The sequence below is a fragment of the Hyunsoonleella aestuarii genome (assembly GCF_006148925.1).
Taxonomy (GTDB): domain Bacteria; phylum Bacteroidota; class Bacteroidia; order Flavobacteriales; family Flavobacteriaceae; genus Algibacter_D; species Algibacter_D aestuarii.
The window spans coordinates 1,377,349-1,392,600 of sequence record NZ_VAWB01000001.1 but is presented as its reverse complement, the minus strand read 5'-3'; the positions used below and the strand labels follow the sequence as shown (position 1 = coordinate 1,392,600).

The 15,252-nt window shown below is 34.1% G+C and carries 16 protein-coding genes; all 16 read left to right on the top strand.

Annotated elements, in window-relative coordinates; all coding sequences use genetic code 11:
- Positions 1 to 143: 143 nt before the first annotated feature.
- Positions 144 to 1,610, top strand: coding sequence for a choice-of-anchor B family protein (locus FEF17_RS06255; RefSeq protein WP_139001489.1), 1,467 nt, complete (start codon positions 144 to 146; stop codon positions 1,608 to 1,610).
- Between the two features lie 12 nt (positions 1,611 to 1,622).
- A complete protein-coding gene (locus FEF17_RS06250) occupies positions 1,623 to 2,957 on the top strand; it encodes a hypothetical protein (protein ID WP_139001488.1) in 1,335 nt (444 codons plus the stop codon).
- Complete coding sequence (locus FEF17_RS06245; RefSeq protein WP_139001487.1) at positions 2,950 to 3,720, top strand: MbnP family protein; 771 nt, start codon at positions 2,950 to 2,952, stop codon at positions 3,718 to 3,720. Before FEF17_RS06250 ends, FEF17_RS06245 begins: the two co-directional genes overlap by 8 nt.
- Before the next feature lie 2 nt (positions 3,721 to 3,722).
- Positions 3,723 to 4,790 (top strand): cytochrome-c peroxidase, encoded by a 1,068-nt coding sequence (locus FEF17_RS06240; protein ID WP_139001486.1) that lies wholly within the window; start codon positions 3,723 to 3,725, stop codon positions 4,788 to 4,790.
- Positions 4,791 to 4,985: 195 nt separating this feature from the next.
- Positions 4,986 to 5,315, top strand: a complete 330-nt coding sequence (locus FEF17_RS06235) for a HesB/IscA family protein (RefSeq protein WP_139001485.1) — start codon at positions 4,986 to 4,988, stop codon at positions 5,313 to 5,315.
- 13 nt (positions 5,316 to 5,328) lie between these two features.
- Positions 5,329 to 6,777: a Fe-S cluster assembly protein SufB gene (gene sufB, locus FEF17_RS06230; RefSeq protein WP_139001484.1), complete on the top strand. Its 1,449-nt coding sequence runs from the start codon at positions 5,329 to 5,331 to the stop codon at positions 6,775 to 6,777.
- An 11-nt stretch (positions 6,778 to 6,788) separates the two neighbouring features.
- Entirely contained in the window at positions 6,789 to 7,208 is a 420-nt protein-coding gene (locus tag FEF17_RS06225) for a hypothetical protein (protein WP_139001483.1), read from the top strand.
- A 9-nt stretch (positions 7,209 to 7,217) separates the two neighbouring features.
- Complete coding sequence (sufC, locus tag FEF17_RS06220) at positions 7,218 to 7,970, top strand: Fe-S cluster assembly ATPase SufC (protein WP_139001482.1); 753 nt, start codon at positions 7,218 to 7,220, stop codon at positions 7,968 to 7,970.
- Positions 7,971 to 7,980: 10 nt separating this feature from the next.
- Positions 7,981 to 9,294 carry a Fe-S cluster assembly protein SufD gene (gene sufD / locus FEF17_RS06215; protein WP_139001481.1) on the top strand — a complete coding sequence of 438 codons (1,314 nt, stop codon included), beginning with the start codon at positions 7,981 to 7,983 and terminating at the stop codon, positions 9,292 to 9,294.
- Between the two features lie 14 nt (positions 9,295 to 9,308).
- Positions 9,309 to 10,523, top strand: a complete 1,215-nt coding sequence (locus tag FEF17_RS06210; protein ID WP_139001480.1) for an aminotransferase class V-fold PLP-dependent enzyme — start codon at positions 9,309 to 9,311, stop codon at positions 10,521 to 10,523.
- 162 nt (positions 10,524 to 10,685) lie between these two features.
- A complete protein-coding gene (locus FEF17_RS06205) occupies positions 10,686 to 11,765 on the top strand; it encodes a zinc metalloprotease (protein WP_139001479.1) in 1,080 nt (359 codons plus the stop codon).
- Between the two features lie 89 nt (positions 11,766 to 11,854).
- The gene (locus FEF17_RS06200; RefSeq protein WP_139001478.1) at positions 11,855 to 12,646 is read left to right on the top strand and encodes an META domain-containing protein; all 792 of its coding nucleotides are present in this window, start codon (positions 11,855 to 11,857) and stop codon (positions 12,644 to 12,646) included.
- A 40-nt stretch (positions 12,647 to 12,686) separates the two neighbouring features.
- Entirely contained in the window at positions 12,687 to 13,109 is a 423-nt protein-coding gene (locus FEF17_RS06195; protein WP_139001477.1) for a SufE family protein, read from the top strand.
- A 77-nt stretch (positions 13,110 to 13,186) separates the two neighbouring features.
- Positions 13,187 to 13,513 carry an SUF system Fe-S cluster assembly protein gene (locus FEF17_RS06190; RefSeq protein ID WP_139001476.1) on the top strand — a complete coding sequence of 109 codons (327 nt, stop codon included), beginning with the start codon at positions 13,187 to 13,189 and terminating at the stop codon, positions 13,511 to 13,513.
- A 57-nt stretch (positions 13,514 to 13,570) separates the two neighbouring features.
- The gene (locus FEF17_RS06185) at positions 13,571 to 14,077 is read left to right on the top strand and encodes a DUF2480 family protein (protein ID WP_139001475.1); all 507 of its coding nucleotides are present in this window, start codon (positions 13,571 to 13,573) and stop codon (positions 14,075 to 14,077) included.
- Between the two features lie 70 nt (positions 14,078 to 14,147).
- Positions 14,148 to 15,092, top strand: coding sequence for a DUF3078 domain-containing protein (locus FEF17_RS06180; protein WP_139001474.1), 945 nt, complete (start codon positions 14,148 to 14,150; stop codon positions 15,090 to 15,092).
- Positions 15,093 to 15,252 lie beyond the last annotated feature (160 nt).

The window sequence follows — 15,252 nt, the reverse complement described above, 5'->3', positions numbered from 1 at the left end:
ATTGAGACGCTCTTACATTATTGAATTATATTGAATAAGTTTGTTATACACAATAGACTTTACCCATTGCTCGTTTTAAAAATAAAAAAGCTAATACCTTATTAACCGAACTATGATGAAGAAATAAAAATCGCAAAAAGCCTATGAATTCTAATAAACAACAATTTAAACTTCTTAAAATTTTCTCTTTTGTCTGCATATCAGTCATCTATTTTCAATCCTGTGATGATGAACCTGTTGAATTAGTTCAAATCATAGATAACGATAATGACGGCATAGAAGAATCAGCTGATAATTGTCCTTTAATTGCAAACCCAAATCAAGAAGATTTAGACAATGATGGGATAGGGGATTTGTGTGATGAAGATGATGATAACGATGGCATTTTCGATATTAATGATAATTGCACTCTAATTGCCAATCCAAATCAAGAAGATGATGACAACGATGGCATTGGCAATTTATGTGATGATGATTATGTAGATCCTAACATACCTTTAGCGCCTTGTATTGATGGGTTTGCCGACATTTATCCTTGTAGCGATTATGATTTAATGTCACGTATTTCTTTAGAAACCGTTTCTGCAAGTTCTGCAAATGACTCTTGGGGTTGGACAGATCCAATGACCGGAAATGAATATGCTTTATTGTGCTTAAATAATGGTACTGCTTTTATAGACATAACAATTCCTAGCCAGCCCATTTATTTAGGTAAATTACCCACAGCAACTTCAAGTACTGTTTGGCGCGATGTTAAGGTTTATAATAATTATGCATACATAGTTAGTGAAGCTACAAACCATGGCATGCAATTATTTGACTTAACTCGTTTAAGAAATGTAACCAATCCACCAGAAACATTTACTAGTGATAATCGCTTTACTGGTTTTGGAAGTGCCCATAATATTGTTATTAATGAAGATAGTGGTTATGCATATGCTGTTGGTGCAACTACCTATGGTGGCGGGCCTCATTTTATTAATATACAAAACACTAGTTCACCAATTGATGAAGGTGGATACTCAGCCGCACAATATTCCCATGATGCTCAGGTTATAAATTACAATGGTCCAGATGCGGATTATATTGGACGAGAAATTTATATTGGTTGTCAAGCTTATATTGGCCTATTCACGATTTTAGATGTTACCGACAAAAATAATATTATTCCTATTAGTACTATCTCTTACCCAAATCCTGTATTACCCCATCAAGGATGGTTTACAGATAATCAAAGATATTTTATCGCAGGGGATGAAGGTGATGAAGGAGCTGGAAAACAAACCAGAACTTTAGTTTTCGATTTTTCAGATTTAGATAATCCCATTCTTCATTTAGAATATTTAGGTCCAACAACAGCCATAGACCATAATGGGTATATAAAAGAAACCACTTTTTATCTTGCTAATTATAGAGCTGGAGTTAGAATGATTGATATTTCAAATTTAGACTCTAGTTCTATGACTGAAATTGGATTTTTTGATACATACCCAGAAAATGATTTAGACGATTTTGATGGTGCTTGGAATGTATACCCTTATTTCCCTAGTGGAAATATTATTATTAGCGATATAAATCGCGGTTTATTTGTTGTAAAAAAAAGTAACTGACAAAAAGTTTTTATGTCAAAGAGAAAAAGATATATCTTAATATGTATATGCACTTTTTTGTTAAGTTGTTCTTCCGATGATTCGGAAAATAATGAACAGAATTTTGAAGTAAGTTCTATAAAAACTTTTGGGGGTACTAAAAATGAAAGTGGAAACAAGGTTATAAGAACAAATGATGGTGGCTATGCAGTTATTGGCTATACCCAAAGTAATGATGGGGATATAGAAAATAAAATAGATGAATCTTTTGACTACTGGTTATTAAAATTTGACCTAAACAACCAATTACAATTGAGTAAGACGTATGGAGGAAATAGTAATGACAGAGCTAGTGATATTATTCAAACATCGGATAATGGTTTTGCTTTAATTGGATTTAGTTTTAGTAATGATGGAAATGTCACCTCAAATGCTGGAATTCAAGATTTTTGGTTAATTAAATTGGACACTTCAGGGGATATTTCATGGGAAAAATCATTTGGTTTTTCAGGTTTAGACAGAGGTATTTCAATTATTGAAACAAACGATAATGGATATCTTTTGATTGGTGAATTAGATGTTACAGCATCTGGTGGAGAAGGGAATAGTAAATATTTTACATCAAAGGGTCATGCTGGAGGTGACTATTGGGCTATTAAATTAGATTCATATGGTAACAAACAATGGAGTAAATTTTATGGTGGTACATTTACCGACACACCTAATGATGTTGTTCAGACAATAGATAATAATTATATAATTGTTGGTTCGTCCGATAGTGTTGATGTAGATATTACAAACAACAAAGGCTCCTATGATTTCTGGGTTATTAAAATTTCAGAAACTGGAAGCCTCATTTGGGAAAAATCTTTTGGTGGCACTGAAATAGACAAAGCCTATGGTATAACTACTACGAACGACGGTAATTATTTAATTATTGGAGATACACGCAGTAGTGATCAAGATGTTTCTAACAACTATGGCGCTGCTGATTTATGGTTAATCAAGATAACCCCAAATGGCGATTTGTTATGGGATAAATCCCTGGGCGGAAGCAATTTTGACTCTGGAAGTGCTATTTCAAAAACACATGATGGCAGTTTTATATTAAGTGGTAATTCAAGAAGTTCAAATGGTAACCTTACAGAAAATGAGGGGCAAAATGATGCGTGGATTATAAAAATTGATTTAAATGCTAGTATAGAATGGCAAAAAACAATTGGTGGTACTGAAATCGATTTTACCAATGATGTTACCCAATTGAACGGTGGTACTTATGTTGCAATTGGAGAAACTAGTAGTTCAAATCAAGACATTACAGAAAATAAAGGCTTTTCAGACCTACTAATAATCACAATAAATGAATAAGTTAACATCTATATTCTTGTTAATTCTTGCAGTTTTCGTTTCATGCGACACGGATAATGATGATACCATTTCAAACGCAAAAATGGCCTTCAACTTTTCACATACTTGGGATGGAACGCCAGTAACTAATTCTGATTTCAACGATTTAAAATTCACAAATGCTAATGGAGAAACTTTAAGTATTGAGCGTTTAAGATATTTAATTTCCGACATCACTTTTACAAGTTTAAATGGGGAAACTTTAAAAGTAAATGGTTATAATCTGGTCGATGTAACAAATAACGAAGACCTAACATTTGAACCAATTACATTTATACCTGCTGGAACTTACACCAACGTTTCATTCATATTTGGCTTTAAAAATGAAGATAACATTCATAACGCATATCAAGATTTAAACTCAATATCATGGAGTGTCCCAACGATGCTTGGTGGCGGCTACCATTATATGCAACTAGATGGTAAATTTGTAAACAGTTCAAACACAGAACAAGGCTATAATTTTCATGCTATACGAGCCGTAGATAACCCAGGAAACAGACCAACTTTTCCGCAAAATACATTTATAACTGTAAATCTAGGATCTGTAAATATTTCTGGTAATTCTACGTTTAACATAGAAATGAATATTGCCGAATGGTTTAAAAACCCAAACAGGTGGGATTTAAATCAATTAAACCAAGGGCTTATGCCAAATTCAATGGCTCAAATAATGATGTTCGAAAACGGGCAAAACGTGTTTAATTTAATTTCAATTGAATAACATTGAAAAAGTGGAACTCATATATCATTATCCTATTAACTTTTATATACACGTCTTGTTCAAATGAAAGTGTAGAAACCTATGTGTCTACTCCAAGTCCTTTAGAAATACCACAATTATTTGAAGCGCGTATTTTAAATCCAATTATCCCAAACGATAACCCTCAAACCACAGAAGGCATCGCCTTAGGAAAAAAATTGTTTTTCGATCCTATTTTGTCTGGAAACAATTCTCAAGCTTGTGCCGACTGTCATGCTCCAGAAAACGCCTTTTCAGATTCCGATAGATTTAGTGATGGTATTGATGGAAGTTTAGGCAACCGTAACTCCATGCCTTTATTCAATCTAGCTTGGAATTACGACGAAAAATTCTTCTGGGATGGCAATACTTTTAGTTTAGAACATCAAGCCTTTGTACCAGTATCCGATCTTACTGAAATGGCAAGTGATTGGCAGGATGTTGAAGAAAAATTACAACAGCATCTAGAATATCCCAACTTATTTAATTTGGCTTTCGGCACATCAAAAATTGATTCTGTAAAAGTCACCAAAGCCTTAGCCCAGTTCCAACGTACTTTGATTTCGTCTAATTCTAAATTCGACAAATTTCTTCTAGGAGAAGCCGTATTAACCCCCGAGGAACAAAATGGGTTTAATGTATTTATGGACGAAAATCGTGGCGATTGTTTTCATTGCCACGGCAGCGAAAGCAATCCACTTTGGACAGATAATATATTCCATAATAATGGTTTAGATAAAACCTTTACCGATTTAGGTCTTGGAGCAGTTACGGGAGATCCTGCAGACAATGGGAAATTTAAATCACCATCACTAAGAAACTTAGCATTTACAGCACCCTATATGCATGATGGAAGATTTGCAACTTTGGAAGAGGTTATTAATCATTATAGTGAAGGCCTAAAAAACTCATCGACTATCGATCCTTTAATGAAAAAAGTAAATCAAGGAGGCGTTCAACTTTCAATGCAGGATAAAGCCGATTTAAAATCCTTTCTATTATCACTTTCTGATTATGAATTTATCAATAATTCAGCTTTTAGTAATCCATAATAAAAAACTATAAAACCATATACTAATATAATGTTAGGTTATATGGTTTTGCTGGACTTATATTGTATATTTGTCCTCTATTTAGAAACTTTCTTAATAAAAATTGTCGCTGATTACCGACAACAATTTTGAAAAGTTACATGTGACAAATATTAAAAATAAAGTAATCACATGAATTAAATCTAATTAAGAATTATGATAAAAGTTTCAGAAACAGCTAAAAAAAAAGTCGTTGAGTTAATGACTGATGATGGCTATAATGCATCCACAGATTATGTTCGTGTAGGCGTTAAAAGTGGGGGTTGTTCTGGGTTGTCTTACGATTTAAAGTTTGATAAGGAGCAACAAGACGGTGATAAAGTTTTTGAAGATAATGGGATTAAAATTATTGTAGACAAAAAAAGTTTCTTATATCTTATTGGAACAACATTAGAATATTCTGGAGGCTTAAACGGAACAGGTTTTGTTTTCAATAACCCAAACGCCAACCGTACTTGTGGTTGCGGCGAATCATTTTCAATATAAAATAAAAAGCATTATGTCGAAGTATACCGAAGATGATTTACGGGAAGAGCTGAAGACCAAAGAATATGAATACGGTTTCTACACTGATATTGAATCTGACACATTTCCAAATGGTTTAAATGAAGGTATTGTGCGTGCCATTTCCCAAAAGAAAGAAGAGCCAGAATGGATGACCGAATGGCGCTTAGAAGCCTTTCGCATTTGGAAAGACATGATCGAACCCGAATGGGCAAATGTGCATTACGAAAAACCCGATTTTCAAGGGATATCATATTATTCAGCACCCAATAGCAAGCCTAAATACGATAGTTTAGATGAAGTAGATCCAGAATTATTAGCAACTTTTGAAAAACTTGGAATTTCACTAGACGAGCAGAAAAAACTAGCTGGTGTTGCTATGGATGTAGTTGTAGATTCTGTTTCTGTTGCAACAACATTTAAGAAAACTTTAGGTGAAAAGGGTATTATATTTATGAGTATTTCGGAAGCTATTAAAGAGCATCCTGAACTTGTAAAGAAATACATAGGCACTGTTGTTCCGCAAAAGGATAATTTCTATGCCGCCTTAAATAGTGCCGTTTTTAGTGATGGCTCTTTTTGTTATATCCCTAAGGGAGTTAAATGTCCTATGGAGTTATCGACATATTTCAGAATTAACCAAGCAGGGACTGGACAATTTGAAAGAACTTTAGTTATTGCTGATGAAGGCAGTTATGTAAGTTACCTAGAAGGTTGTACTGCGCCTAGTAGAGATGAAAACCAATTACACGCAGCAGTGGTTGAGTTGATCGCTTTAGATGATGCTGAAATAAAATATTCAACAGTTCAGAACTGGTATCCAGGAAATGCTGAAGGTAAAGGTGGTGTATACAACTTCGTTACTAAAAGAGGTCTTTGTGAAAACAATGCTAAAATATCTTGGACACAAGTTGAAACGGGATCTGCGGTGACATGGAAATACCCTTCTTGTATTCTTAAAGGTGATAATTCTGTTGGTGAGTTTTACTCCATTGCAGTTACAAATAACTATCAGCAGGCAGATACTGGAACAAAAATGGTTCATTTGGGTAAAAACACCAAATCAACTATTATTTCAAAAGGTATTTCTGCGGGGAAATCTCAAAACAGTTATCGTGGTTTAGTTCAAATTAGCTCTAGAGCAGAAAATGCTCGTAACTTTTCGCAATGCGATAGTTTGTTAATGGGTAATGAATGTGGTGCCCACACATTCCCATACATAGAAGCTAAAAACAAATCGGCTAAAATAGAACACGAAGCTACAACTAGTAAAATTGGTGAAGATCAAATTTTCTATTGTAACCAGCGTGGTATTGATACAGAAAAGGCTATTGCTTTAATTGTAAATGGTTTTAGTAAAGAGGTTTTGAATAAACTACCCATGGAATTTGCAGTTGAGGCTCAAAAATTATTAGAAATAAGTTTAGAAGGATCTGTAGGTTAAATTTATTAAAAATGAAAAAACTAGTAACGTTGCTTTTCTGTTTAACAGTAATTGTTAGCTGTAAAAAAGAAGCGAAAACAGAAAAAACTGAAGAATTAATTGGTGCAGATAGCCCAGAAAAAACAGCAAAGCAAAGTGATGGCTTAACATTACTTAAAGGTGATTTTGTTTATTTTGATGGTGCTGCAGTTCTTCAAACTCATGCTGATATTTATGGTGTTTTTGTTACCGACAAAATGCATGAACTTAATAAACAAGCCGAAGTCTATAAAAAAGTACCAACAGATATGGTACAAGTTGAAATACGAGGAAAAATTACCGATAAAAAGGACGAACAAATCCTCTGGGAACAAAAAGTTGAAATTATTGAAATTCTGAAGGTCTCTCCACCAAAAGACGAAGAAAACGATGTTGTAAAACTAGGAAGCTAAAAAAGAAATATGTTAAAAATAAATAATTTACACGCAAGTGTTGAAGATAAAAGCATTTTAAAAGGTATTAACCTCGAAGTTAAACCAGGTGAAGTTCATGCTATAATGGGTCCTAATGGTTCGGGAAAAAGTACTTTGGCCTCTGTTGTTGCCGGGAAAGAAGATTACGAAGTAACTAAAGGCAATATCGAATTTAATGGTGAAGATATTGATGAATTAGCTGCAGAAGAACGTGCCCACAAGGGTGTGTTTTTATCGTTTCAATATCCTATTGAAATTCCGGGAGTATCAGTGACCAACTTTATTAAAACAGCCATTAACGAATCTCGAAAAGCACAAGGGCTAGAGGACATGCCAGCAAAGGATATGCTAAAGCTAATTCGCGAGAAAGCTGATTTATTAGAAATTGATAGAAAGTTTTTATCTCGTTCCTTAAACGAAGGGTTTTCTGGAGGAGAGAAAAAGCGAAATGAAATATTCCAAATGGCTATGTTAGAACCTAAATTAGCCATTCTTGACGAAACAGATTCTGGGTTAGATATTGATGCATTGCGCATTGTAGCTAATGGTGTTAACAAATTAAAAAGTAAAGATAACGCCGTAGTGGTGATAACGCATTACCAACGTTTATTAGACCATATTGTTCCAGACTTCGTGCATGTTTTATACAATGGTAAGATTGTAAAATCTGGCACCAAGGAATTAGCTCACGAACTCGAAGAAAAGGGATACGATTGGATTAAAGAAGAAGTGAACGCTTAACAAAAAGCAAATGGAACTAAAAGAGAAGTTACTATCATCATTTATGGTTTTCGAGAATAAGGTAGACATAGACACCTATGTTCACGATGTTAGAACTGATGCTATAAAAACATTTGAAGAAAAAGGTTTCCCTTCCAAAAAGGAAGAAGCATGGAAGTATACATCTTTAAATAAAATTCTTAAAGAAGATTACAGTGTTTTTCCAAAGCAAGAAAATGCCATAGAATACCGTGATGTTAAAAAATACTTTATTTATGACATCGACTCGTATAAGATTGTATTTATAGATGGCAAATACTCTTCTCACCTATCGCAAACCACTCACGATGGCATGGATGTATGCCTTATGTCTGCGGCACTGTCTAAACCCAAATACCGTTTGGTAATTGAACATTATTTTAACAAAGCGGCAACAAAAGATAGTCTACCTGCTCTTAATACAGCATTTTCAAGTGAAGGGGCTTATATTCATATTCCTAAGAATAAATTGGTAGAAAAACCAATCCAAATAATTCACTTTTCAACTGGAAATGAATCTGCAACCATGCTTCAGCCTAGAAACTTAATTGTGGTTGAAGAGAATTCACATGTTCAAATAATAGAACGTCATCAAAGTTTAACTGATAACTCAGTATTAACAAATAGTGTTACTGAAATTTTTGCTAAGAAACGTGCTATAGTTGATTACTACAAAATACAAAATGACAACTCAAACGCATCTCTAATAGACAATACTTTTCTAAAACAAAAACAAGAAAGTGTTTGTTCGGTTCATACATTTGCATTTGGAGGAAAATTGACTCGCAATAATCTTAATTTTTACCAAGAAGGTCAGCGTATAGACTCTATACTTAAGGGCGTAACTATTTTAGGAAACAAACAACACGTAGATCATAACACATTAGTGCATCACATAGAGCCTAATTGTGAAAGTCATCAGGACTATAAAGGTATTTTTGGCGAAAACTCTACAGGTGTTTTTAATGGAAAAATTATTGTTGAAAAAGAAGCACAGAAAACCAATGCGTTTCAGTCCAATAATAATATTTTAATAAGTGACAAAGCCACAATCAATACCAAGCCGCAATTAGAGATTTTTGCCGACGATGTTAAATGCTCACACGGATGTACCATTGGTCAGTTAGACGAAAGTGCCATGTTCTACATGCGCTCAAGAGGTATTCCAGAAAAGGAAGCTAAAGCACTTTTAATGTATGCTTTTAGTAATGATGTTATGAGTTCTGTTAAAATACCAGAATTAAAACAACGCATCACTAAAATTATTGCTAATAAATTAGGTGTGAACCTTGGTTTCGATTTGTAAAATTATTTGAACCTATGTTCAACGTTGAAAACATTAGAAAAGACTTCCCTATTTTATCTCGTACAGTAAATGGTAAACCTTTAGTGTATTTTGATAATGCAGCGACATCCCAAACTCCTAAACCAGTTATTGATGCCATTGTAGATTATTATTCAAATTATAATGCCAATATTCATCGCGGTGTCCATACCTTAAGTCAAGAAGCAACCGACCTATATGAGCAGGCAAGGCAAAAAATACAAAGTCATTTTAATGCTAAATTTTCACATGAAATTATTTTCACATCCGGAACAACCCATGGTATTAATTTAGTAGCTCATGGATTTTCCTCGTTAATAAAAAAAGATGATGAAATTATAGTATCCGCTCTAGAACATCATTCCAACATTGTGCCTTGGCAAATGTTATGCGAACGAACAGGAGCCATACTAAAAGTTATTCCAATGAATGAGGACGGCGAATTAGTAATGGCCAAATATGATGAGCTTCTTTCAAACAATACTAAACTTGTTTTTGTTAATCATGTTTCTAACGCATTGGGAACTATTAATCCTATTGAGTATATCATTGATGAAGCTCATAAAGTAGGAGCTGCTGTACTAATAGACGGCGCTCAATCTAGCCCTCATATAAAAGCTAATGTACAAGATTTGGATGTCGATTTTTATGTGGCCTCAGCACATAAAATGTGTGGTCCAACAGGTGTTGGTATGTTATACGGTAAAGAAGAATGGCTTAAAAAACTTCCTCCATATCAAGGTGGAGGTGAAATGATTGCCGAAGTTACTTTTGAAAAAACAACTTACGCGGATTTACCGCATAAGTTTGAAGCTGGGACCCCAAATATTGCTGGAGGTATTGTATTTGGCGCAGCCATTGATTACATGAATGCTATTGGTCTTGAAGCTATTGCTTCTTATGAGAATGAGCTCCTTGAATATGCCAATGAAAAACTTTTGCAAATTGAAGGCTTAAAAATATATGGTACTTCAAAAAACAAAACATCTGTAATATCTTTTAACCTTGAGGGTATTCATCCATACGATATTGGTACCATTCTAGATAAATTAGGAATTGCCGTTCGTACAGGGCACCATTGTGCTCAACCTATCATGGATTACTATAAAATTCCTGGTACGGTAAGAGCATCTTTTTCATTCTACAACACAAAAAAAGAAATTGATTTGTTAGTTGAAGGCGTTAAGAAAGCAAAAATGATGCTTTCTTAAACGATACTTTGGCTTCTTTTAATTTGTTATCGCAACAATTGTTAATTAAATAACAAATATTGACGGTTTGTCGATTAGTTAACAACTATTTTGCTAATTCTGTACTGATTTCCATAAATAATTATATCTTCCACAGCGACTAATTCAAAATAATTATTTAAAATGAAAAAAGTACTCTTATGTATGGTTGCTGTAGCCTTCTTATTTACAGCATGTGATGATGATTCTAAAACCTTAAGCCAAGAACAAGAAATCGATATGAGCGATTTTTATGTTTACACTGATGGTGATGATGGATCAGTTGTCAAATCTGCAAATTCAAAGGATAAATTAAAAACCTGTCATACTATGAATGTCTTGAACAGGCAACTAAGCGAGAATCCAGGGCAAGCAAAAAAAATGTATGACATTGAATATCAAACTCGAAAATTCTTAGCTGCAAAAGGCAAACCAGACAAACCTGGAAATGGTGGAGGTGGAAATAATGACGGAGGCGATGATGTGGATGTTGCGCCTATTGATGATGGATTAGGAATCATTAAAATCCCTGTTCATGTAAATGTATTATACAGTAATTCAAGTCAAAATGTTAGTGATAATCAAATTCAAGCGCAAATAGATGTTTTAAATACCGATTTTAGAAATAATAATTCAAATATAAGCATGTTGCCTTCAGGTTCTACATTTGTAAATGATGTAACTGATACAGAAATAGAATTTTTATTCAACGCATCGTCAGATATCACAAGAAAATCAACTAGTATTTCTGCTTGGAGTACTAACGATGATATGAAAAAATCATCAAGAGGAGGAATAGATCCTACTAGTCCAAATACAACTTTGAATATTTGGATATGTAATATTAGTGGTGGCATTTTAGGATATGCTCAGTTTCCTGGGGGACCTTCTAGCACAGATGGTGTTGTAATACTTTATTCTAGCCTACCTGGAGGTTCAGCATCACCATATAATGAGGGAAGAACTGCTACCCATGAAGTGGGTCACTACTTAAATTTAAGACATATTTGGGGTGATGGAAGATGTCGTCAAGACGATTTTGTTGCAGATACACCAAGTGCAGGTGGTGCAAATTACGGCTGCCCTTCATATCCTTCTGTTAGTTGTAAAACTGCTGATATGACTATGAATTATATGGATTATACAAATGATAGCTGCATGTACATGTTTACAGACGGACAACGCAACAGAATGCGTGCTCTACTAGCTACTGGTCAAAGGTAATATGTTAAACATCCTTTTTAGATAAATTTTAAAAGACGCCAACTTTGGCGTCTTTTTTGTACATTCAATTTCGAACTAAAACAATATTCATGAAATTCATCTTAAGCACACTCAGTATAATTATATTACGATGTTGTTGGGGACCATCAGATTATCAAATTATGCAAAGTTTAGAGCCAGAAAATTCAACCTTGAAAGAACTAAGTGGATTATATAATATTGCACAAATAAGTTATGCAGATGTTTCGACATTCAACTTAAATATTTCATTTGATAAAAACACGAAGCAAGCATCAGGTTTTTCAGGTTGTAATAGATTTTATGGTTCTTATTTACTGGATAACGAAATGTTAAAATTTGGAGCGATGGCATCTACAAAAATGTTATGTCAAGACGCGGCCAATGCCATAGAATCTAAAATGCTAAAAGCACTTGAAGATGCCAATACCATTTTGTTCTCAGAAAGCGGTTTTTCGTTATTTAAGAATAAAACATTACTTGTTGTTGCAACAAAAGAAATTCAAACAATGTTAAGCTTTGAATATGGCGCCAGTTCCCGAGGTTATTTTAAACACATCAAAATTGATAACAAACACATATCGGTTTCAAGTAAAAGAGGAAAAGATGCCATTATAAAAAACTGCTCAGAATCAGACTGGAATAAACTTGTAAGTGCTATTGAAAATATTGAAGTTAAATATATTGAAAATCTAGACCCTCCCTCTAAAAAACATCAATTTGATGGTGCGCCCATGGCACGATTAACCATAACTAAAAATGGAACCGTATATAAGACACAAGGGTTCGACGATGGTAATCCTCCAGAGGCTATCGCATCACTTGTCAAAGAAATCTTATCAATAGCTGAAAACATTGAATAGCAACTTTTGATGTTGTATTTTTGCATAAAAATTTGTGATTGTGAGTATTGATGAAATCCAAGAAGAAATAATAGACGAATTCTCAATGTTTGAAGATTGGGAGGAACGCTATCAATATATGATTGATTTAGGGAAAGAACTTCCTTTAATTGACGACCAATATAAAACTGAAAGCAATATTATTAAAGGTTGCCAGAGTAAGGTTTGGGTGCATGCCGAAATGAAAGATGATAAAGTTGAATTTACTGCAGATAGCGATGCCATAATTACTAAAGGCATCATAGCAATTTTAATTCGTGTATTTTCAAATCAACATCCAAAAGACATTATTGATGCCGACACCAGTTTTATCGATAAAATTGGTTTAAAAGAACACCTTTCTCCTACTCGTGCAAACGGATTGGTGAGTATGGTTAAACAATTAAAAATGTATGCCATTGCATACCAAACACAGTTGAATTAAGCTAGTCGTTTGTTGTGGAGTCTTTTAGAGCCTTCTCGACTTTACATCAAACAACTTAACAACAAACAATTTATATTATGAGTGAAACAACAATAGATACAACAGAGTTAGGAGAAAAAATTGTAAATGTTTTAAAAACTATTTACGACCCAGAAATACCTGTAGACATTTACGAGCTTGGTCTTATTTACGATGTATTTGTAAACGAAGATTACGATGTTAAAATACTAATGACATTAACAACTCCTAACTGCCCAGTAGCAGAAACTTTGCCTCTTGAGGTTGAAGAAAAAGTAAAGTCGCTAAATGACGTAAAGAGCGCTGAAGTGGAAATTACTTTTGACCCCCCTTGGACTCAAGATTTGATGAGTGAAGAGGCGAAACTTGAACTAGGTATGCTTTAATTTAGTTTCAGTTACCCTCTACCTGGTTAACAACTAAAAGATAAATACGATATTTCTATGGCAGATGAAATTATAAATCGCGTAGCGAAAAGCAAATTAGTAACCATTGACTTGGAAGACTTTTATCTCGAAGGAAAGCGCGTTCTATTCGATATTAAAGATTGGTTGTTTGAAGGTTTTGTGCTCCGTGAAAAAGACTTTAGGGATCAAGTATCGAAATACGACTGGAGCCAATACAAAGGTGCTTATGTTGCATTAACATGTAGCACTGATGCAATTATTCCAGGATGGGCCTATATGTTACTAAGCATTCAGTTGGAACCATATGCTAAACGTGTGATAGCTGGTAATTTGGAAGAATTGGAATCTGCCATTTACCAAGATATTATTAATAGTCTTAATCTGTCAGCTTATAAAGAAAAGCCGATTATTATTAAAGGCTGTGCTAACAAGCCCGTACCACAAAATGCTTACATTATGCTTACCAACAAGCTTAAACCCTTTGCGAAATCCATCATGTATGGGGAAGCTTGCTCTTCGGTACCCTTATACAAGAAGAAATAATTGTTTGTGACCAATTTATAATTATAAGGTCTAAACCTTATATTTGCACATATTTTATACCCAAAGAAAAATGAAAAAATTATTACTCGTATGCGTCTTTTTTATTGGTCTTATATCAATAAACGCGCAATCAAAGGAAGAGTTACAAGCTCAAAAAGCGGAAAAACAAGCTGAAGCCGATGCTGCACAAGCCGAAGTAAAAGCCTTACAAGCTCAAATTGATGCCCTCCCTGGTTGGCGTGTTGGAGCGTTTGGAACTATAGGTGGGAGTTTATCTAACTTTAACAATTGGTACGCACAAGGGACTCCAAACAACTCCTCTGGTAATATTGGTTTTACCTTTAATGGTTATGCCAATTTAATCCAAGAGAAATTCTTTTGGCGAAACGCCCTTACAACAAATCTTAATTGGGTTAAATTAGACGATAAAGATAACCCTACTGACGACGATAGCTTTAAGCCAACAACTGATGTATTTAACTTGTCTTCACTTTACGGAAGAAATATTACCAAAACATTAGCTATTTCTGGGTTAATGGAATACAGAACTACCCTTCTCGATAACTTTAATGACCCAGGTTATTTAGATTTCGGTGTTGGAGCAACTTGGACACCTATTGAAAACTTGATAGTGGTTATTCATCCATTAAACTACAACTTTGTATTTAGTAGTGGAGATACTGTTTTTGAATCGTCACTTGGCGCAAAAATAGTGGCTGATTATACCAGACAAATTGGAGCTATAAACTTTAAAACAAACTTATCTATGTTCCAAAGTTATAAGAGCTCAGACTTATCGAACTGGACATGGACCAACTCTTTTAGCTATACGCTTTGGAAAATGATTGGTGTTGGTTTTGATTTTGGTTTACGAAGCAATAAACAAGAAGCATTAAATTATGCCTTAGGACAGTTTGATCCTTTAGCTATTCCTGCTCAAACAGAACCAACATTCGATAATATTGATAATGATTTACAAACGTATTACACTGTTGGTTTAAGTTATAAATTCTAAATATCAATTAGAACTAATATTAAAAAATGCGCTTCCTTGAAAAAAGGAAGCGCATTTTTTGCGTTAGGGATAGATGTGGTAGCTTTTGGCGAGGCTTACATAGAGCCAAAACTATTAACGGATAGCCTGACATGTTATTGAAATAAATTCAGGATAAAGG